Consider the following 20,454-nt stretch of genomic DNA (forward strand, 5'->3'; position numbering starts at 1 on the left):
GCGGCTGCGCCAGAAGCGGCGCAGCCGCTACAGCCTTGCGGTGAAGCTGTGGTATCATCGCGCATAATTTCCACGAACGATTCGGGCCTCTCGCTTTATGTCCCAGCAATTCCCTTCTCAACGTTTCTCCATCGCGCCGATGCTCGACTGGACCGATCGCCACTGCCGCTATTTTCATCGTCAGCTGACGCAAAATACGTTGCTTTACACCGAGATGGTGACGACCGGCGCCATTATTCATGGCAAAGGCGACTATCTGGCATACAGCGAAGAAGAACATCCGGTGGCGTTACAGCTGGGCGGCAGCGATCCGGCGGCGCTGGCGCAGTGCGCGCAGCTGGCGCAGGCGCGCGGCTACGATGAAATTAACCTGAACGTAGGCTGCCCTTCAGATCGCGTACAGAATGGCCGTTTCGGCGCCTGCCTGATGGGCGAGGCCGCGTTGGTCGCCGACTGCGTTAAAGCGATGCGCGACGCGGCGTCCATCCCGGTGACGGTAAAAACCCGCATCGGTATTGATGACCAGGATAGCTATGAATTTTTGTGCGACTTTATCGGCACCGTTGCGCAGCAGGGCGGCTGCGATACTTTTATTATCCATGCCCGTAAAGCCTGGCTTTCCGGGCTGAGCCCGAAAGAGAACCGCGAGATCCCGCCGCTGGATTACCCACGCGTTTATCAGCTCAAGCGTGACTTCCCGCAGCTGACGCTGGCGCTAAACGGCGGCGTTAAATCGCTGGCAGAGGCGCAGACCCATTTACAGCATATCGATGGCGTCATGATGGGGCGTGAAGCCTATCAGAACCCCGGTCTGCTGGGGCAGGTCGATCGCGTGCTGTTTGGCAGCGAGGCGCCGGACGCCGATCCCATCGCCGTAGTACGCGCCATGTATCCCTATATTGAGCGCGAGCTGACGCAGGGCACTTATCTCGGACATATTACGCGCCATATGCTCGGCCTGTTCCAGGGGATACCGGGCGCGCGACAATGGCGTCGCTATCTGAGTGAGAACGCGCATAAGCCGGGAGCTGATATCGAAGTGGTAGAAAAAGCGTTGTCGCTGGTTGCCGATAAGATAAATGTCAGCGCCTGAGTTGTGATTTTTATGTTAATGGCGTCTGGGCGCCGTAAGATTTTTTTCTGGCGCGCTACTGAAAAAAAAGCGTGAGTGAAATAATGACCCTTAGCTATCAATAACTTGAATTGAAGTTAATCGACAACTTGCGCGCTGGATCACAGAGTCACACTTTACTCTGGCAATTTCGTAATTAAACATATTTTTTACTTATGAATTCTGCGAGACTAGTCAGGTCGAATTAAAGTCATTCATCATCGCTGTACCCTACAACCACAGCGCGAATGCAAAAAATAAAAAAGGGGCTTCCTGCGGGAGGCCCCACTGTTTTTCAGGCGCCGCGTCAGTCAGGAATAAGCAGGCTGGAACCCTGCGTTGAACGGCTCTCCAGCGTGCTGTGCGCCCGCTGTGCTTCCCGCAGCGGAAAACGCTGATTTTCCGGCACCTCCACCTTAATCGCTCCGCTGGCAATCATCGAAAAGAGATCGTTGCTGGCCCGCTGCAGCTCATCGCGCGTGGTGATATAGCCGTTTAGCGACGGGCGCGTCAGATAAAGCGAACCTTTCTGATTCAGAATCGCCAGGTTTACGCCGGTAACCGGGCCGGATGCGTTGCCAAAGCTCACCATCAGGCCGCGACGCTGCAGGCAATCCAGCGAGGCCTCCCAGGTTGCTTTACCCACTGAATCGTAAACCACCCGTACTTTATTACCGTTGGTTAGTTCGCTAACGCGCCGGGCGATATCCTCTTCGCGGTAGTTGATCGTCGCCCATGCGCCGCGCTCTTTCGCCAGCAGCGCCTTTTCCGCCGAGCCGACGGTGCCTATCAGATGCGCGCCCAGCGCTTTCGCCCACTGGCAGGCGATCAGGCCAACGCCGCCCGCCGCCGCGTGAAACAGGAAAATCTCGTCCGGCTGCACTTCGTAGGTCTGGCGCAGCAGATAATGAACGGTTAGCCCTTTTAAAAACGAGGCCGCCGCCTGCTCAAAAGAGATGGCGTCCGGCAGCAGCGCCACCTTATCCTGATGCACATTGTGCACTTCGCTGTAGGCGCCCAGCGGCGACTGGGCGTAAACCACGCGATCGCCGGGCTTAATCGCGGTCACGTCGCTGCCGACGCGGATCACCACGCCCGCCGCCTCGGTGCCGATGCCGGAAGGCAGCGTCGGGGCCGGATAAAGGCCGCTGCGTACGTAGGTATCGATATAGTTGATGCCGATAGCTTTATTTGCTACCTGTACTTCATCAGCATGCGGTTCGCCAGGCTCGAAATCGACCCACTGTAGCTCTTCCGGGCCGCCGTGGCGGGCGATTTGGATACGTTTTGCCATGTTCGCTCCTTCAGTTTTCGGGCGCCGCTTTTACCTGTAAGCGGGCGTAAAAGCGGTAAAAAACAGGTATACTTGCGCGTCACTCACATATTCGGTATTGCATTCACTATGGCAGGAAATAAACCCACCAACAAATCCAACGAGGTTCGCGATCGCCAGGTAGAAGGGCTGAAATTGCCGCCCCATTCGCTGGAAGCGGAACAGTCGGTGCTGGGCGGGTTGATGCTGGACAACGAGCGCTGGGATAATGTCTCAGAACGCGTCGTGGCCGAGGATTTTTACAGCCGCCCGCATCGTCTGATATTCAGTGAAATGCAGCGGCTGCTGGAGTCTGGCCAGCCCATCGATCTGATTACGCTTTCCGATTCGCTGGAGCAACGCGGCGAGCTGGAAATGGTCGGCGGCTTTGCCTACCTGGCCGAGCTGTCGAAAAATACCCCCAGCGCGGCGAATATCAACGCCTATGCCGATATTGTGCGCGAACGTGCGGTAGTACGCGAAATGATCGCGGTGGCGAATCAGATTGCCGATGCCGGTTACGATCCGCAGGGGCGCAGCAGTGAAGATCTGCTCGATTTCGCCGAATCCAACGTATTTAAGATCGCCGAACAGCGCGCCAACAAGGATGAAGGGCCGCAAAACATAGAGCAAATCCTTGAAGCGACGGTTTCGCGCATCGAGTCGCTATACCAGACGCCGCACGACGGCGTTACCGGCGTCGATACCGGCTATCAGGATCTGAACAAGAAAACCGCCGGCTTACAGGGTTCCGATCTGATTATCGTGGCGGCGCGCCCGTCGATGGGTAAAACCACTTTCGCCATGAACCTGTGCGAAAACGCGGCAATGCTGCAGGATAAGCCGGTGCTGATCTTCAGCCTGGAGATGCCCAGCGAACAGCTGATGATGCGTATGCTGGCCTCGCTGTCGCGCGTCGATCAAACGCGCATTCGTACCGGGCAGCTGGATGATGAGGACTGGGCGCGAATTTCGGGCACCATGGGCATTCTGCTGGAGAAAAAGAATATCTATATCGATGATTCTTCCGGTCTGACGCCGACCGAGGTGCGTTCACGCGCCCGCCGCGTGTTCCGCGAAAACGATGGCCTGAGCATGATTATGATCGACTATCTGCAGCTGATGCGCGTGCCGTCGCTCTCCGACAACCGTACGCTGGAAATCGCTGAGATCTCCCGCTCGCTGAAAGCGCTGGCGAAAGAGCTGAACGTGCCGGTAGTGGCGCTGTCGCAGCTTAACCGTTCGCTGGAACAGCGTGCCGATAAGCGCCCGGTTAACTCGGATCTGCGTGAGTCTGGATCGATCGAGCAGGATGCTGACCTGATCATGTTTATCTATCGTGACGAGGTCTATCACGAAAACAGCGATCTGAAAGGCATTGCTGAGATCATTATCGGCAAACAGCGTAACGGCCCGATCGGCACCGTACGCCTGACCTTTAACGGCCAGTGGTCGCGCTTTGACAACTACGCGGGCCCGCAGTACGACGACGAATAGCCTGCACGTTTTGTGCATTTTCGCCGCCTCATCAGAAAATTGTGTTGGACAATTGCCGCTTATTTACGCTTATCTGTCACGATAACAGCGCGAAGAACGGCAACATGCTATGACACAGATTGACAATTACGACCTGAAAATTCTCCATCTGCTGCAAAATAATGGCCGCCTGACCAACCAGGAACTTAGCGATCTGGTGGGGCTTTCCGCCTCGCAGTGTTCGCGTCGTCGCATCAGCCTGGAGCAGGCGAACCAGATCCTCGGCTATCACGCGCGCGTTGCGCCGGAGGCGGTAGGGCTGGGCATGATCGGCCTGATTGAAGTTCGCCTGATTAACCACACCAGCGACTACGTAGAGAGCTTTCACCGCATGGCGGCGGAGCAGAACGCTATTGTCGACGTGTATAAAACCACCGGCGATGCGGATTACCTGCTTAAAGTGGCGGTCGCCAGCCTGACGGAGCTGAGCGCCCTGATCAGCGAGCTGGTGGCGGGCCATCGTAGCGTAGCGCATGTGAAAACGGCGGTAGTGCTGGAAAGGATTAAAGAGCACGGGATGATGATGACGGCGGGGCCGGCCAGTTCCGGCTCCGTCCGACATGAAAAAAGGAACGAATAAGCGTTGCGCCGACAGTTATGCGCGGTTGCGCGGCGATATGCACATTTTGTGCATGAAAGGCGCGGCTATTGCGTATCTCTTGCTGCGGACGCGCTCCTTATCGCGTCAGCGCCTTAGTTGCCTGCCGGCGCGCTGTACTTTTTATTCCGCTCATGACCTTCGCTGCTGATTCAGTTCGGCGCGCCGAAGCCGTTTTAGGCGACATTGCGCGGTAACCTTATAATGAGCGTTCGGTTTATAGTGTTGTTTCGCCATCAGACCCGCCTGAGCGGTATTCACAGGTTTGCCCTGCGGCAACGCGCGCTGATATTCAACCGCTATGTCGCCTGGCTCAGGGCGTTATAAAGTCCGCTTCCATCGGCTGCGGTCGTTCAATGATTACCAGGGAGATTCACCGTGTTTCAGAAAGTTGATGCCTACGCTGGCGATCCGATACTGACTTTAATGGAAACCTTCAGGCAGGATCCGCGTCCGCATAAGGTTAACCTGAGCATTGGCCTCTATTACAACGAACAGGGCATTATTCCGCAGCTGCAGGCGGTAGAGGAGGCGGAGGCGCGGCTGAACGCGCGGCCGCGCCAGGCTTCGCTCTATCTGCCGATGGACGGGCTGGCCGGCTATCGTGAGGCGATCGCGCCGCTGCTGTTTGGCGCGCAGCATCCTGCGCTGCAGGCGCAGCGCATCGCGACTATTCAGACCATAGGCGGTTCCGGCGCGCTGAAGGTGGGCGCGGACTTCCTGAAACGCTATTTCCCGCAGTCGCAGGCGTGGGTCAGCGATCCCACCTGGGAAAACCATATCGCTATCTTTGCGGGCGCCGGTTTTGAGGTGAACACCTATCCCTGGTACGATGCGCAGAGCAACGGCGTACGCTTCGACGCCTTCCTCGCCACGCTGGAAACCTTGCCGGCGCAAAGCATCGTGCTGCTGCATCCCTGCTGTCACAACCCGACCGGCGCGGATTTAACCAACGATCAATGGGATCGGGTGGTTAAAGTGCTGAAGACGCAGCGGCTGATCCCCTTTCTGGATATCGCCTATCAGGGTTTTGGCGCCGGTATGGAGGAGGATGCCTACGCTATCCGCGCCATCGCCGCAGCGGGCATTTCCGCGCTGGTCAGCAACTCTTTCTCAAAGATTTTCTCACTCTACGGCGAACGCGTCGGCGGCCTGTCGGTAGTATGCAGCGATGCGGAAGAGGCGGCGCGCGTGCAGGGACAGCTGAAGGCCACGGTACGTCGCAACTACTCTTCGCCGCCGAACTTCGGCGCGCAGCTGGTAGCCTGCGTGCTGAATGACGAGGCGCTAAAAGCCAGCTGGCTGGCGGAAGTGGAGGCGATGCGTCTGCGCATACTGGAGATGCGCCAGGCGCTGGTAACGGTGCTCCGCAAGGCGGCGCCCGGTCAGAATTTCGACTATCTGCTGAAGCAGCGCGGTATGTTCAGCTACACTGGCCTGAGCGCGCAGCAGGTTGATCGCCTGCGTGAAGAGTTCGGCGTCTATCTGATTCACAGCGGACGCATGTGCGTGGCCGGGCTTAACCGCCGCAACGTTCACCAGGTTGCGGAAGCTTTCGCCGCCGTGATGTAACCTGCACGCCCCGTCGCCTGCGCGTCGGGGCTGCTATGCCGAGAAGGAGCAACGCCTGTGTGGCATCAGCAAACCCTTTCCCTTAGCGCGAAATCGCGCGGCTTCCATCTGGTTACCGATGAGATTGTGCAGCAGCTGCCGGCGCTGCGCGAGATTAATATCGGCCTGCTGCACCTGTTGCTGCAGCATACCTCGGCATCGCTCACGCTAAATGAGAACTGCGATGCTACGGTGCGCGGCGATATGGAGCAGCATTTTCTGCGCCATGTGCCCGAAGAGGCGCCATATCAGCATGATTACGAAGGCGCGGATGATATGCCGGCGCATATCAAATCTTCATTGCTGGGCGTTTCGCTGCTGCTGCCGATCGGGCGCGGGCGGCTGGTTTTAGGACGATGGCAGGGCATCTGGCTGGGCGAACACCGTATTCACGGCGGCCCGCGGCATATTGTCGCTACGTTGCAGGGCGAATAGCGGCGGCTGAACCGGAATGTGGATGCCGGCCGGGCGCGCAAAGGTTGCTGCGGGCCGTGAAGCGCCGACATTTAGCTATACTCAGTGAACATTACTGGCTTCCGGGGAAAAACAATGCTGAACGGGCCTGCCGGCCGCTCTGCCAACCTTATTCCCGGAATCTTATTTATGGCGCCCGCGCCGGTAAATGCTGAAGGAACTCTATCAGCGGCGCGGCCTGCGGCCCGGTGCGTTACCTCAGGGGGAATAATCAATGACCAGCTCTCAGCTGTTGCAGTATTGTATGGCGAAGCCCGGAGCGGAACAGAATGTCTACGACGACTGGAAAGCGACGCAGATTAAGGTGGCGGACGTGCTGTTTGCCATGCTGCACGAGGTGAACCAGCGTCCGGCGCTGACGCTGAAAACCTCGCCGGCGCTGGCCGATCTGCTGCGTGAGCAGCATGCGGATGTTTTTCCCAGCGCGCACCTTAATAAAACGCACTGGAGCACGCTTTATCTGGATGGCGAGCTGAAAGATTCGCAAATCTACTATCTGGTTGATGCGTCGCTACAGCAGGCGCTGGCGACCAAAGGCGGTCATCACGGCTGAAAGGCTGTCGCTGCGGAGGCCCGCAGCGACAGAGAGATTACGCGGCGCTTTCCTGACGCAGCGTATCGATATCAATCACAAAGCGATATTTCACGTCGCTTTTCAGCATACGCTCGTAGGCTTCGTTAATCTGATTCATCGCAATCAGTTCGATATCGGAAGTGATATTGTGCTTACCGCAGAAATCGAGCATCTCCTGGGTTTCCGCAATTCCGCCAATCAGTGAACCTGCCACGCTGCGGCGTTTAAAGATCAGATCAAAAACGTGCGGCGCCGGATGATCGTGCTCTGGCGCGCCCGCCAGCGTCAGATTACCGTCGCGTTTCAGCAGGTTAATAAACGGGTTAAGATCGTGCTGGGCGGCGACGGTGTTCAGAATAAAATCGAAGCTGTTGGTATGCTGCGCCATCTGCTGGGGATCTTTAGAAATCACCACTTCGTCAGCGCCCAGACGTTTGCCATCTTCGATTTTAGACGGGGAGGTGGTAAACAGCACCACGTGCGCGCCCATTGCGTGCGCCAGCTTGACGCCCATATGTCCCAGGCCGCCGAGGCCGACAATGCCCACTTTTTTACCCGGTCCGACATTCCAGTGACGCAGCGGAGAGTAAGTGGTAATGCCGGCGCACAGCAGCGGCGCAACGCCTGCCAGATCGAGATTTTCCGGTACGCGCAGAACGAAATCTTCGTGTACCACCACGCTGGTAGCGTAACCGCCGTAGGTTATCGCTTTGGTTTCGCGGTCCTGGCCGTTATAGGTGGGCACAAAGCCTTGCTCACAGTATTGCTCCAGCCCTTCCTGGCAGCCTGGACAGCTGCGGCAGGAATCAACCATGCAGCCGACGCCAACCAGATCGCCAACGCGGTATTTTTGCGTCTGGCCGCCGGTAGCGGTAACGCGCCCCACGATCTCATGGCCCGGCACTACCGGGAAAATGGTGTTCTGCCATTCATTACGGGCCTGGTGCAGGTCTGAGTGGCAAACGCCGCAGAATAATACTTCAATTTGTACGTCATGCGCGCGCAGTTCACGCGGCTGGTAATCAAAAGGCGCGAGTCTGGATTTTGCGTCCTGGGCTGCATAAGCGTGCGTAATATTCATGGTGTCTCCCGTGATGAAGCGGTTAGAGACGAGCAAACCGGCTGCTCGCCTGGGATAAAGCGGAACGCGCTGCGTCTGCGACAGAAAAAGCGCGAAGGTTAAGGATAAGCAGCGAAAGCAAGAGCAGCCAGACCCGATAGTGTTTAAATCTTGCCTGTTCCTGCAAGCTTAACCATGAATAAGGCAACAAGGGGAAAAGAGGCATGAAGCCGGCGGAAAAGCATAACCGCGCGGCGGCAGGAAAAAAGCCCCTGTGCGTGGGCGACAGGGGCGGATAGCGAAGCGATTAGCTTTTTTCCAGCAGCGGCTTCAGGAAGCGCGCCGTATGCGATTCTTTGCACTTCGCGACGGTTTCCGGCGTACCCGCTACCAGAATCTGGCCGCCGCCGCTGCCGCCTTCCGGGCCGAGATCGACAATCCAGTCGGCGGTTTTGATCACGTCAAGGTTATGCTCAATCACCACGATAGTGTTGCCCTGGTCGCGCAGCTGATGCAGCACCGTCAGCAGCAGCTGAATATCGGCGAAGTGCAGGCCGGTGGTCGGCTCATCAAGGATATAGAGCGTCTGGCCGGTGCCGCGCTTCGACAGCTCGCGCGCCAGCTTAACGCGCTGCGCCTCGCCGCCGGAAAGCGTGGTGGCGGACTGACCGAGGCGGATATAGGAGAGGCCGACATCCATCAGGGTTTGCAGCTTACGCGCCAGCGCCGGAACGGCGTCAAAGAAATCGCGCGCCTCTTCGATAGTCATATCCAGCACTTCGTGAATGCTTTTGCCCTTGTACTTAATCTCCAGCGTTTCGCGGTTATAGCGCTTGCCTTTGCACTGATCGCACGGCACGTAGATATCCGGCAGGAAGTGCATCTCAACGCGCAGCACGCCGTCGCCCTGGCACGCTTCGCAGCGTCCGCCGCGGACGTTAAAGCTGAAGCGGCCTGGGTTGTAGCCGCGCGAACGCGATTCCGGCACGCCCGCGAACAGTTCGCGAATCGGGGTAAATATGCCGGTATAGGTCGCCGGGTTGGAGCGCGGCGTCCGTCCGATCGGGCTTTGATCGATATCGATAACCTTATCGAAGTTCTCCATGCCGATCACCTCGCGATAGGGCGCGGCCTCGGCAATGGTGGCGCCGTTCAGCTGGCGCTGCGCGATGGGGAACAGCGTATCGTTAATCAGGGTTGATTTCCCGGAGCCGGAGACGCCGGTCACGCAGGTAAACAGGCCTACCGGCAGCGTCAGCGTCACATCCTTCAGGTTATTGCCGCGTGCGCCGGTAATTTTCAGCACCTTGTTCGGATCGGCAGGTACGCGCTGTTCCGGCACTGCGATTTTACGCTTGCCGCTCAGATACTGGCCGGTAAGTGAATCTTCTACCTGCATGATCTCTTCGGCGGTGCCTTCGGCGACGATCTGGCCGCCGTGAACCCCGGCGCCGGGGCCGATATCAATAATGTGGTCGGCGGCGCGAATCGCATCCTCATCATGTTCCACCACAATTACCGTATTGCCGAGATCGCGCAGATGGATCAGCGTATCCAGCAGGCGTTCGTTATCGCGCTGATGCAGGCCGATAGAAGGCTCATCCAGTACGTACATCACGCCGACCAGGCCCGCGCCGATCTGGCTCGCCAGACGAATACGCTGCGCCTCGCCGCCGGAGAGCGTCTCCGCCGAGCGCGACATCGAGAGATAGTTCAGGCCGACGTTGACCAGGAAGCTCAGGCGATCGCCGATCTCTTTCAGCACTTTTTCCGCAATCTTAGCGCGCTGACCGCTCAGCTTCAGGTTGCGGAAAAAATCCATCGCATGGCCGATGCTCATCTCAGAGATGGTCGGCAGCGTGGTGTTTTCCACATAGACGTGGCGCGCTTCACGGCGCAGGCGGGTGCCCTCGCAGGTAGCGCAGGCGCGGTTGCTGATAAACTTCGCCAGATCCTCGCGCACCGCGCTCGATTCCGTCTCTTTATAGCGGCGCTCCATATTATGCAGCACGCCTTCAAATGGATGGCGACGTACCGAAGTATCGCCACGATCGTTGATATATTTAAACTCGATGCTCTCTTTGCCGGATCCATAGAGGATCACCTGCTGTACTTTTTCGCTCAGGCTGTTAAACGGCGCTTCGATATCGAATTTCAGATGATCCGCCAGCGAGCGCAGCATCTGAAAATAGTAAAAGTTACGGCGATCCCAGCCGCGAATAGCGCCGCCGGCCAGCGACAGCTCGGCATTCTGCACCACGCGATCAGGGTCGAAATATTGCTGTACGCCCAGCCCGTCGCAGGTTGGGCAGGCGCCCGCCGGGTTGTTAAAAGAGAACAGGCGCGGCTCCAGCTCGCTCATGCTGTAGCCGCAGATCGGACAGGCGAAGTTGGCGGAGAACAGCAGCTCTTCCGCATCGGCGTCATCCATATTCGCTACGATCGCCGTACCGCCGGAAAGCTCCAGCGCGGTTTCAAAGGATTCCGCCAGGCGCGTCGCCAGATCCTCACGCACCTTGAAGCGATCGATAACGACTTCAATGGTGTGTTTCTTTTGCAGCTCCAGCTTCGGCGGATCGGAGAGATCGCACACTTCGCCATCGATGCGGGCGCGGATATAGCCCTGCGTCGCCAGATTTTCCAGCGTTTTGGTGTGTTCGCCTTTACGCTCTTTCACTACCGGCGCCAGCAGCATCAGGCGCGCGCCTTCCGGCTGCGCCAACACGTTATCCACCATCTGGCTCACGGTCTGCGCCGCCAGCGGCACGTCGTGATCGGGGCAGCGCGGCTCGCCGACGCGGGCAAACAACAGGCGTAAGTAATCATGGATCTCGGTAATGGTGCCGACCGTGGATCGCGGGTTGTGGGAGGTTGACTTCTGTTCGATCGAAATAGCGGGCGACAGCCCCTCAATATGATCGACATCCGGTTTCTCCATCAGCGAAAGAAACTGACGCGCGTAGGCGGAAAGCGATTCCACGTAGCGGCGCTGCCCCTCGGCATAAAGCGTATCGAACGCCAGCGAGGATTTACCGGAACCTGACAGGCCGGTGACAACGATCAGTTTGTCGCGAGGGATGATCAGGTTGATGTTTTTCAGGTTGTGGGTGCGGGCACCCCGGACTTCGATCTTATCCATTCACATTTCCCGGATTAACGCAGACTCACCATGCCCGTAACGATACGGCAGGATTGAACAGGTCATTATGGCACAAAAAATAACTGAATGTATATCCAGTAGTCTGTTGCAACAGTGCAAAAAGATCTTCATTATTGGAAGCTCGCTCGGAAGTATGATCGGGCAGGCTAGCGTGGTAGAATTTACCGTTTAGACTTTAGTGAATACTCATCGGGAGACGCGAACATGGCCAGCAGAGGCGTTAACAAAGTGATTCTTGTCGGGAATCTGGGTCAGGATCCGGAAGTGCGTTATATGCCGAATGGCGGAGCCGTAGCGAATATTACGCTGGCGACCTCTGAAAGCTGGCGTGACAAGCAGACCGGGGAGACCAAAGAGAAAACGGAATGGCACCGCGTTGTGCTGTTCGGCAAACTGGCGGAAGTGGCAGGCGAATATCTGCGTAAGGGTTCTCAGGTTTATATCGAAGGATCTCTGCAAACGCGCAAATGGCAGGATCAGAGCGGTCAGGAACGCTACACCACGGAAGTGGTAGTGAACGTTGGCGGCACCATGCAGATGCTGGGCGGCCGTCAGAACGGCGGCGCTGGCGGTCAGGCCGGCGGCGGCATGGGCGGCGGCAACAATAGCGGCTGGGGCCAGCCGCAGCAGCCGCAGGGCGGCAACCAGTTCAGCGGCGGCGGCCAGCAGCAGGCGCCATCTCGCCCGCAGCAGCAGAGCGCGCCCGCCAGCAGCGAACCGCCGATGGATTTCGACGACGATATCCCGTTCTGACGAAGAATCACGGTTTAAACGCCAGGCGTCTCTGTCCGCAGCGCGGCGTCAGGCAACGAACTGAAGCATTACGAAACCCCGCCGAAGCGGGGTTTTTTTATCTGGCTTCGCGGTTTTCTCTGTAATGCTGTTCGCAGCGCTCCTTTGCCTGCTGGCGTAAATCGCGCAGATCGGGCAGGCTGTCGCCGGAACCGTAGCCCATGGCGCCGCTGGTCGCCTCCTGCTTTTCATCCGCTGCGGCAAACGACAGTTTACCCTGCTGCTGCCACTCTCCGTCCTCTCCCTGACGGATAAAAATCAGCGCATATTCCGGCATGGATTCATCAACGCCATAAATCTCGTATTTACAGAGAGGCGCCGCATCATCGCCTGGTTCCAGCGTATCAATCAGTTGTAGTTCCGCCATCGGTAACTCCTGTTGAGCAAATAGCAAGTATAGGTAATTTAATCGCTGTCTGACGGCGCGCCGCCTGATGCCGTTAAAACGGCGAAGCTCTGCCGTCAGGCATCGCTGAGCGGCGGTGCGGCAAAGCGCCGACGGCACGGGAATGAAGAGCCTCGCCTGTTAGCTGGCGCATCAGTCGCGCTGTTGCGGGCGTGGCGACAGCGCAGCGGATGATTAAGCGAGAGATACTGACCAAAATATAAACAGGATTTAACTTACTGGCAGGATAACCGGGCTGCAGTGACGTAGCGGCGGTAAAAGCGCGCTTTTAACCTTAAGGAGACTTAAACCCTTCTCGTGTCTTGCCGATATATAAGGTACGGTTCTGTACAGAGATCTCCTTAATGACCATTAAACGTTGTTCACTGTTTATCCTTTTTACCTTGCTGACGCTATTTCTTATCAGTTCATTGTCCAGCGCCTGGCTGCTGGTGCGTAGCAATCACTCCCTTGACAGCGTGAATAAAGAAATTCGCGTGGTGCTGGCGATCATCGATCCGATTAACCACAGCCGTAACCTGCGCGTGCATCTGATGGAGTATATGAAGCAGCTGGAGCAGGGCGATGTGGCGGAAGCCAACGCCAGAATGAGCGGCGTGGATGCGCTGGTGCGTAAAATGGACGACGCCTTTAGCGCTTACCTACAGGCGCCGCGGCTGGCAAATGAAGCGGCGGCGCTGGAAAGCTACCGCAACGCCTGGCAGGCCTATAAACAGCAGGGAATCGAGCCGTTAATTGCCGCCGCGCGCAATGGCGATCAGGCAGGATTCGCCAGGCAGATCGCCAGCGTAGGCAGGCTGGATCGTCAGTATGAAATCGCGCTGGATAATGTGCTGGCGCTGCATGAGGACTATGCCCGGCAGCTTAACGCTACCGCACAGCAGAACTTTACCCTGTCGGTGATGGTGCTGAGCATCTTTGCGGTAATTTTTGTGCTGATTATTGGCCTGATTTACTTTCTGCTGAAGAAATACCTGCTCGATTCGCTGCTGGCGGCCAAAGAGCAGTGCAGTAAAATCGCGGCGGGACAGCTGCAGCATACCGTTGCGGTAAGCGCTTCGTCGCGCACTGAAATTGCCGACGTGCTGCGCTCCATTGAGCTGATGCGCCTGGAGCTGATCCAAATCATCAGCCAGGTACGCGATTCCTGCCACAGCGTGGCCACTGCCTCGCAGGAAATTGCCGCCGGTAATATCGATCTTTCTTCCCGTACCGAACAGCAGGCGTCAGCGCTGACGCAAACCGCCGCCAGCATGGAAGAGCTGAGCGCGACGGTCAAACAGAATACCGACAACGTCTGCCAGGCGACTCGTCTGACGCAGGAGGCGGTTAAGGCAGCGCACAGCGGTGAAGAAGTAGCGCAGGCGGTAATTATGACCATGAGCGATATTACGCAGAGTTCGCATAAGATCGAAGAGATTACCTCAGTGATCAACAGCATAGCCTTTCAGACCAATATTCTGGCGCTAAACGCGGCGGTTGAAGCGGCGCGTGCCGGTGAGGAAGGGCGCGGCTTTGCGGTGGTTGCGGGTGAAGTGCGCAGCCTGGCGCAGCGCAGCGCCGCTGCGGCGCGTGAAATTGAGGGGCTGATTAAGGATTCGGTTGCGGGTATCAGCCAGGGTTCGCAGCAGGTGGGTAAAACGGGCGAGGCGATCGCTAATATTATCGATGCCGTTTCACGGGTAAATGCGCTGATGAATGAAGTTTCCACCGCTTCGGATGAGCAGAATCGCGGCATTTTGCAAATTGAGCAGGCGGTAACGGAAATGGATGGCGTGACGCAGCAGAACGCGGCGCTGGTACAGCAATCCGCTTCGGCGGCTTCTTCGCTGGAAGAGCAGGTAAACTACCTGAAAAAAACCGTGGCGGCTTTCCAGCTGCCTGCGCGCTAAGCGCTGCGGCTGCGGCTGTGGTTATGGCTGTGGCTGCGGCTGCGGCTGCGGCTGCGGCTGCGGCTGTGGTTATGGCTGTGGTTATGGCTGCGGCTGTGGTTATGGCTGTGGCTGCGGCTGCGGCTGTGGTTATGGCTGTGGTTATGGCTGCGGCTGTGGCTGCGGCTGTGGCTGTGGCTGCGGCTGTGGCTGTGGCTGTGGCTGTGGCTGTGGCTGTGGCTGTGGCTGTGGCTGTGGCTGTGGCTGTGGCTGTGGCTGTGGCTGTGGCTGTGGCTGTGGCTGTGGCTGTGGCTGTGGCTGTGGCTGTGGCTGTGGCTGTGGCTGTGGCTGTGGCTGTGGCTGTGGCTGTGGCTGTGGCTGTGGCTGTGGCTGTGGCTGTGGCTGTGGCTGTGGCTGTGGCTGTGGCTGTGGCTGTGGCTGTGGCTGTGGCTGTGGCTGTGGCTGTGGCTGTGGCTGTGGCTGTGGCTGTGGCTGTGGCTGTGGCTGTGGCTGTGGCTGTGGCTGTGGCTGTGGCTGTGGCTGTGGCTGTGGCTGTGGCTGTGGCTGTGGCTGTGGCTGTGGCTGTGGCTGTGGCTGTGGCTGTGGCTGTGGCTGTGGCTGTGGCTGTGGCTGTGGCTGTGGCTGTGGCTGTGGCTGTGGCTGTGGCTGTGGCTGTGGCTGTGGCTGTGGCTGTGGCTGTGGCTGCGGCTGCGGCTGTGGCTGTGGCTGCGGCTGCGGCTGCGGCTGTGGCTGTGGTTATGGCTGTAGCTGCGGTTAATTACTGTTCCGACGTTTGCCTCTCTATCCTGCTGCTATCCGCTTCGGCAGAGCAGGGCGCCGCGCGGGCTGCATCGGGCGTATCCTGCGGCATGCTGGCTATAAGCGGTTACCTGGCTTGCTCTTTGCTCGTCAGGCCAGGCCTGTTATTGGCCGGTACGGTTCAATGGGGCTGTTCCGTCTGCGTTAACGCGCCCGGTTATTAGCGCGGCCCGACCTCTGATAACGACAGCTGCCGCGTTATCGGCTACCTGCTGGCATTATTAGCGCAGCGGTAAATGTTAATGGCGCAATATTCTGACTGCGGCGCTGCTATTTTCGTTACCTGTTTTTTGCGCGCCGGGCGATGATTTTAAGAAAAGCCTCAGAGCGTAGCGGTGGCTTTTGCTTTGATTTTCATTCAGCGCTGTTTTTCCACCGGAAAATACCCGGCACAGAAATAAAATTTATGCTGAAAGCAGGCTAATATTGGTCAGGATAAAAACTGGACCTGTTATTAAGATTATGCTGATAATAACAGGCAGCGTTAAAAAGATATTTTCTTTACTAACTGACTGATTGTCTTGCCATAACTGGCTTGCGAAGCGCTATCGGAATAGTCGCTAAAAGGATTCAACCGGCGTGGAGAAATGTCTACTTTTACTACTATATTGCTAATGTGATCCTTATCGCAATTAGCGCTAAAGCGCGAGCCAGCGTTAGCTTGAGCGCAGGCTGTCGGGTAAGAGGTGGTGGAGCTGTCGCCGATAAAAAACATTAGCCGTATTGAAATGTTTCTCTGAGGCAGGCGCTGAATAGCCTTAAATTACCGCAAATACATTAATATTAATAAACTAAGTCCGCCGTATGCGGACGGGCGCGCCGGCCTGTGTCGCGGTGATCTGCGGTGAGGCGGAAAACAGAGGTCTGTTTCGTCAGGTTTGTAAGGGTAACGGGCTGATATTTATCGGGAAAAAACCTGGCGTCGGGTAAAATGAGCAGGCGTTAATAGTGTTATTTATCTACGGGAGTAAAGTGCTTCCCGGCCTGTTTCTCTCCTTTCGTAAGAGGAAAACAAACCGGGAAATGTCTGAATTGAAGGGATTTAATGTGAGAGTGATAAAAGAAAGCCCGAAAATCGATTACGCCTGAACGGAAGAAACAGTTCAGGGGAAAGTGGTACAAGTGGCTGCTTCTTAAAATTTTTATTAACTTTACACATTATAGTCTGACGACACAGGAACCCGCTTAACTGTCCTTATTCATTGGTTATCGCACTGACTGGAAGGATAATGATAAACGCTGCGGCTGATATCAAGCAGGCGGCAGCTGCGACGCGTACCAATCTCAAAAGTATCCTGCAAATAGTTCACCGCCTGACGTTTATCGTTAGTAGTGAAAAAGTTTTTCACTACGCTTTGCAGCATCGCTTTGTCCGAGGTCAGCGTCTGTAATTCCCGGCTGAGCGCCTGAACTTTTTCCTCCAACTCTTTGATTCTCCTTCCTTCCTCTGAGGATAAGCCCGCATATTTTTTCTTCCAGCTATAGAAGGTGGCTTCTGAGATGCCCAGATCTTCACAGATATCCTTAACTTTGACGCCACACTCAGAAGCTTTAATCGCATTGGTGATTTGCTCTTCGGTGTATCGTGACTTTCTCATAAATGCTGTTACCTTTCTAATCAATTAATGGATGAGAAAAGCTGCAATAATAAATGGATCTGTTCCCCTGGAATATTAAAGCAGCGTATTAAAGTGCGCGATTTGAATGGCAAGCAATAAGTTAAGTTATCCTGTAGAAATATCATCATGGGATTTCTCTTATTTTAACTTTGGCCTCCTCCCATACCTTCCTCAAAACAAAGTTTTGTTATAGATTCTCTCCCGAACAGTTGAAACGATTTTGATAAACCGAAGGTGATCAGGCAACTTGCGTAACGGTAAAAGTGTGCCAGGGTTGTCCTTCAAAATAATTTCTGTGAAATCGTTTACAGGGAAAACAACAGGCCAGTTTTTATCAGATAATATCTGAGATTTATCTTAATAAAGAGCTGACTGCCGTTATTAAAATAGCTACCAGTCAGGCGTGTTGTTTTAATGTTTTTCCGGTGTTCACTGTGCGTAATTGTACGTTGTAGACATGGATGTGGTTTTCGTAAGTGTGAGTAGTGGAAATACAAAGGATGCGTCGATGAAATACAGTGTGATGTCCAACGCCGCCTGGATGATATCTGAAAAATTTGTCTCCATATTTGGCGTTATATTTGTCACCTCTTATGTGGCGAAATCGTTTGGACCCACGATATTTGGCCAGATGTCTTTTTCTGTGTCGTTGTTTTCGGTAGTGCAAACTATCGCCATTTTCGGCACTGAAACCATCTTGTTTAAGCGCATCAGCAAAAGCGCGCAGAAAGGGGTGCGGCTGATGACGATTGCTAAAAAGCTGCGTTTGACGCTGCTGCTGCTGCTCTCGCTGCCCTTGCTGGTATGGATGTACTACAACATGCGCGAGAACTATCTCGCATTTGCGCTGGCCTCTTTTTTATCGGCGCTGTTTGTCACGCAGGATACCTTTAGCGTTTTTAACAACGCGCGCCTCGCGTCGCGGTTAAACACCATCGCGAATACCGCCGGTATGCTGCTGAGCTTTGCTATCAGCTTTAGCATTGCCTGGCTGAAGCTGAGTCCGCTCTGGTTGACCCTGTCGATCGTAGCGGTGACGCTGGTGCCATACATGATAAAAAGGCGCAACTTCTATCAATGCTTCAATGATGAGGCGCCGCCGCGCGGCAAAAGCGGCAGCTACCTGCGCTATTTAATTTATGCCGGTTTGCCTTTAGCCATTTCCAGCATATTTATCTCAGTGCAGATTAAAATGGCGCAATTTTTCCTGGTGGGCGTCGGAACCGCTAAGGATGTTGGGCTGTTTACCGCTGCGAATATGATATCCGCATCCTGGATATTTATTCCGGCAGCGATTATTACCTCCAGCTTTACTGAAATATTCAGAGAGCAGTCAGAGCGAGCTTTAAAACTGACCGCGCGTTTGAATGGCTATGTCATGGTTGTTTCGCTATTGATGTTTCTCATCGTCTCTCTGTACGGTGAGCAACTCATTATTACCCTTTATGGGCAAGATTACACACAGTCGGGAAGTCTCATTACGTTATTGTCGTTAGCAACCTGCTTTTCGTCGATGGGGACAGTCGCATATCGTTATATGGTCAAAGAAGGAGGTTTTAATTACCTGTTGAAGAAAATTCTCTGCCTGATGTTATTCAGCGTTCCGCTATCCTGGTTATTGATTACCGGTTTCGGACTGAAGGGCGCCGCGTGGAGTGTTTTACTCACAGAAATTCTGTCCCTGACCGTAATGAATTACTTCTTCAAACATGGCGTCATACGCAAGATTCACGTTTCCTCACTCAACTACAAAACTTACAAATGAGGTTAAGATGTCTAAGTTTAAAGATGAATTAAGAAGAAGCGTTCTCTATTTTGTTAGAAAAATGCCGTGGGCATACCAGGATCGCATTCACTATTTTCGTAAGTTTAAAAGACTACCTAATATTCGTGAACCCAAGTTGTTCAACGAAAAAGTGCTCTACCGTAAGTTTGTTAACGGTGACTATGCGCGCTACAGCAAGCTGTCTGACAAGTTTACCGTACGCGACTATATCGCTAATACGATCGGTAGCGAGTACCTGATTCCGTTAGTGCATGAAACCTGCGATCCTGCGACCCTGCTGAGTTTGCCTGGCCTGAAAAATACCGTAGTTAAGCCGAACCACGGCTCCAATATGGTAGAAATCCTGCTGGAAGAGCCGGACAGCCTGCAAAAGCAGCTGATCGTTAATCGCTGTCATGAGTGGCTACGCAAAGATTTTTCCGAAGAGGCGCGCGAGATCCACTACCGCTATATTAAGCCGCGTATCCTGGTGGAAAAATATATTGGCGATGGTAAGAGCGCGCCGATCGATTATAAATTTCATATGTTCAATAAAAAGGACGGCAGCTTTGAGTATGTGCTGCAGGTAATTTATAACCGCAGCAATCCGGCGCTGTCGATGAATTTCTACGTCAATAATCTGCATGAAGCCTGGTATAAAATTCGCGATACGGGGCTGGATATCAGTCAGACGCTGCCGAAGCTGGAGCAGGCGTTAGCGCTGAGTAAAACGCTGGCAAAAGATTTTGATTACGTGCGTGTCGACTGGTATATCCATGAAGAGCAGATCTGGTTCGGCGAATTAACGTTCACGCCGGGGGCCGGGCTGGTAACCGGTCTCGATCGTGGTCTGAATCGTATGATGGGTGAGATGTGGCTGCAGGATCGTATTATTCCCATGCTGCCGCCGAGCTCTGCTGATGTGGCGGATGTTACGCTGCCGGCAATGTTAAAAAAGGTGTAGGCGTTTGGCTGGATCTTATCGCAGATAAAAAAAGCGAGCTGGCATGCTCGCTTTTTTATGCGCATCCGCTCAGGGCATCGGCCACTCAGGCGGCGTCTGACTCATAATATTAACAAACGCATCTTTGGTAATGTTCAGGAAATTATTGATATTTTCCATGCTGAACGTCATGCCAAGCAGCCCGGCAACAAACCAGCAGGTCAGGCCAACGCCGATGCCGCTGAACATAAAAGCCATTACCGGATGGCTTGTCTGGCGACACTTTGTTTTAAACGTGCTGGCGAAAAACATCAGAACGGCGCTCAGCAACTCCCAACGCATTACAACAAGGCTGGCGGTAAGCGTAGCCATAACATGCAACCTCTGTTTTTTATCAACCCTGACGTCCCAAAGAAGAGACGCGATAAAGATGCCAGGGAGTCTTTACCGGTCATGACCTGCCATACCAAAGTGTGACTTGAGTCACATTATATCACCGCTTTTTAAAAGTTGAACGAAATTTACGCCATGCGAAACTGAATAGCACTTTGCGTAAAAATATATATTATTCAAAAGATTAAACGGATTTCGTTCCAGAGCTCGGAGAGCTGACATCCTTTTTCCGCCAGAGAATGGAGCTTAATAGCGGCCTTCGTGCCGGAAACAGAAACCTCTTAACTATTAAATGGATCGGTCCAGGATAAATCCTGATCCGCAGGAAGCGATCGCTGAGAAAAGGCGCGCAGGTCGCTGTTATCACAAACTATTTTTAGCGTGACCGCTGGCTTTGGGATGAATCTGAC

17 protein-coding genes are annotated in these 20,454 nt (G+C 54.9%); 11 read left to right on the plus strand and 6 right to left on the minus strand.

The genetic code is table 11. From position 1 onward, the window contains the following. Window positions 1-97 precede the first annotated feature (97 nt). Window positions 98-1,093 carry a tRNA dihydrouridine(20/20a) synthase DusA gene (dusA, locus tag FKM52_RS16605; protein WP_141177273.1) on the plus strand — a complete coding sequence of 332 codons (996 nt, stop codon included), beginning with the start codon at window positions 98-100 and terminating at the stop codon, window positions 1,091-1,093. 325 nt (window positions 1,094-1,418) lie between these two features. On the opposite strand, the gene FKM52_RS16610 is transcribed toward dusA, so the two are convergent. After that, on the minus strand, window positions 1,419-2,405 hold the full coding sequence (locus FKM52_RS16610; protein WP_141177274.1) for a quinone oxidoreductase: 987 nt from the start codon (window positions 2,403-2,405) through the stop codon (window positions 1,419-1,421). A 108-nt stretch (window positions 2,406-2,513) separates the two neighbouring features. Between FKM52_RS16610 and dnaB the strand changes: the two genes are divergently transcribed. The 5 genes from dnaB to FKM52_RS16635 all read left to right on the plus strand — a co-directional run bounded on the left by dnaB (window position 2,514) and on the right by FKM52_RS16635 (window position 7,195). Beyond that, window positions 2,514-3,920: a replicative DNA helicase gene (dnaB, locus tag FKM52_RS16615; RefSeq protein ID WP_141177275.1), complete on the plus strand. Its 1,407-nt coding sequence runs from the start codon at window positions 2,514-2,516 to the stop codon at window positions 3,918-3,920. Between the two features lie 109 nt (window positions 3,921-4,029). Further along, complete coding sequence (locus FKM52_RS16620; protein ID WP_141177276.1) at window positions 4,030-4,539, plus strand: Lrp/AsnC family transcriptional regulator; 510 nt, start codon at window positions 4,030-4,032, stop codon at window positions 4,537-4,539. 396 nt (window positions 4,540-4,935) lie between these two features. Continuing rightward, a complete protein-coding gene (locus FKM52_RS16625) occupies window positions 4,936-6,129 on the plus strand; it encodes an amino acid aminotransferase (protein ID WP_141177277.1) in 1,194 nt (397 codons plus the stop codon). Between the two features lie 57 nt (window positions 6,130-6,186). Next, the gene (locus tag FKM52_RS16630) at window positions 6,187-6,603 is read left to right on the plus strand and encodes a secondary thiamine-phosphate synthase enzyme YjbQ (RefSeq protein ID WP_141177278.1); all 417 of its coding nucleotides are present in this window, start codon (window positions 6,187-6,189) and stop codon (window positions 6,601-6,603) included. 253 nt (window positions 6,604-6,856) lie between these two features. Next, window positions 6,857-7,195 carry an MmcQ/YjbR family DNA-binding protein gene (locus tag FKM52_RS16635; protein ID WP_141177279.1) on the plus strand — a complete coding sequence of 113 codons (339 nt, stop codon included), beginning with the start codon at window positions 6,857-6,859 and terminating at the stop codon, window positions 7,193-7,195. A 37-nt stretch (window positions 7,196-7,232) separates the two neighbouring features. Here FKM52_RS16635 and FKM52_RS16640 read toward each other — a convergent pair whose 3' ends face one another. Both FKM52_RS16640 and uvrA read right to left on the minus strand, forming a co-directional pair. Continuing rightward, on the minus strand, window positions 7,233-8,297 hold the full coding sequence (locus FKM52_RS16640; protein WP_141177280.1) for an NAD(P)-dependent alcohol dehydrogenase: 1,065 nt from the start codon (window positions 8,295-8,297) through the stop codon (window positions 7,233-7,235). 286 nt (window positions 8,298-8,583) lie between these two features. Continuing rightward, window positions 8,584-11,415 carry an excinuclease ABC subunit UvrA gene (uvrA, locus tag FKM52_RS16645; RefSeq protein WP_141177281.1) on the minus strand — a complete coding sequence of 944 codons (2,832 nt, stop codon included), beginning with the start codon at window positions 11,413-11,415 and terminating at the stop codon, window positions 8,584-8,586. A 225-nt stretch (window positions 11,416-11,640) separates the two neighbouring features. On the opposite strand from uvrA, the gene FKM52_RS16650 reads away from it, so the two are divergent. Beyond that, window positions 11,641-12,189, plus strand: coding sequence for a single-stranded DNA-binding protein (locus FKM52_RS16650; protein ID WP_141177282.1), 549 nt, complete (start codon window positions 11,641-11,643; stop codon window positions 12,187-12,189). Window positions 12,190-12,286: 97 nt separating this feature from the next. On the opposite strand, the gene FKM52_RS16655 is transcribed toward FKM52_RS16650, so the two are convergent. Continuing rightward, complete coding sequence (locus FKM52_RS16655) at window positions 12,287-12,595, minus strand: hypothetical protein (RefSeq protein ID WP_141177283.1); 309 nt, start codon at window positions 12,593-12,595, stop codon at window positions 12,287-12,289. Window positions 12,596-12,978: 383 nt separating this feature from the next. Here FKM52_RS16655 and FKM52_RS16660 point away from each other — a divergent pair, with 383 nt between their 5' ends. Both FKM52_RS16660 and FKM52_RS21735 read left to right on the plus strand, forming a co-directional pair. Beyond that, window positions 12,979-14,526, plus strand: coding sequence for a methyl-accepting chemotaxis protein (locus FKM52_RS16660; protein ID WP_141177284.1), 1,548 nt, complete (start codon window positions 12,979-12,981; stop codon window positions 14,524-14,526). A 23-nt stretch (window positions 14,527-14,549) separates the two neighbouring features. Then, on the plus strand, window positions 14,550-15,488 hold the full coding sequence (locus tag FKM52_RS21735; RefSeq protein WP_181407952.1) for a hypothetical protein: 939 nt from the start codon (window positions 14,550-14,552) through the stop codon (window positions 15,486-15,488). A 1,035-nt stretch (window positions 15,489-16,523) separates the two neighbouring features. On the opposite strand, the gene FKM52_RS16670 is transcribed toward FKM52_RS21735, so the two are convergent. Further along, window positions 16,524-16,922, minus strand: coding sequence for a transposase (locus FKM52_RS16670; protein WP_141177285.1), 399 nt, complete (start codon window positions 16,920-16,922; stop codon window positions 16,524-16,526). 529 nt (window positions 16,923-17,451) lie between these two features. On the opposite strand from FKM52_RS16670, the gene FKM52_RS16675 reads away from it, so the two are divergent. Continuing rightward, window positions 17,452-18,708, plus strand: coding sequence for an oligosaccharide flippase family protein (locus FKM52_RS16675; protein WP_141177286.1), 1,257 nt, complete (start codon window positions 17,452-17,454; stop codon window positions 18,706-18,708). A gap of 7 nt (window positions 18,709-18,715) precedes the next feature. Beyond that, entirely contained in the window at window positions 18,716-19,672 is a 957-nt protein-coding gene (locus tag FKM52_RS16680; protein WP_141177287.1) for an ATP-grasp fold amidoligase family protein, read from the plus strand. 69 nt (window positions 19,673-19,741) lie between these two features. Here FKM52_RS16680 and FKM52_RS16685 read toward each other — a convergent pair whose 3' ends face one another. Then, window positions 19,742-20,023, minus strand: a complete 282-nt coding sequence (locus tag FKM52_RS16685; RefSeq protein ID WP_141177288.1) for a YjcB family protein — start codon at window positions 20,021-20,023, stop codon at window positions 19,742-19,744. Window positions 20,024-20,454 lie beyond the last annotated feature (431 nt).

The sequence above is a fragment of the Mixta tenebrionis genome, from assembly GCF_006517625.1.
Lineage (GTDB): Bacteria > Pseudomonadota > Gammaproteobacteria > Enterobacterales > Enterobacteriaceae > Mixta > Mixta tenebrionis.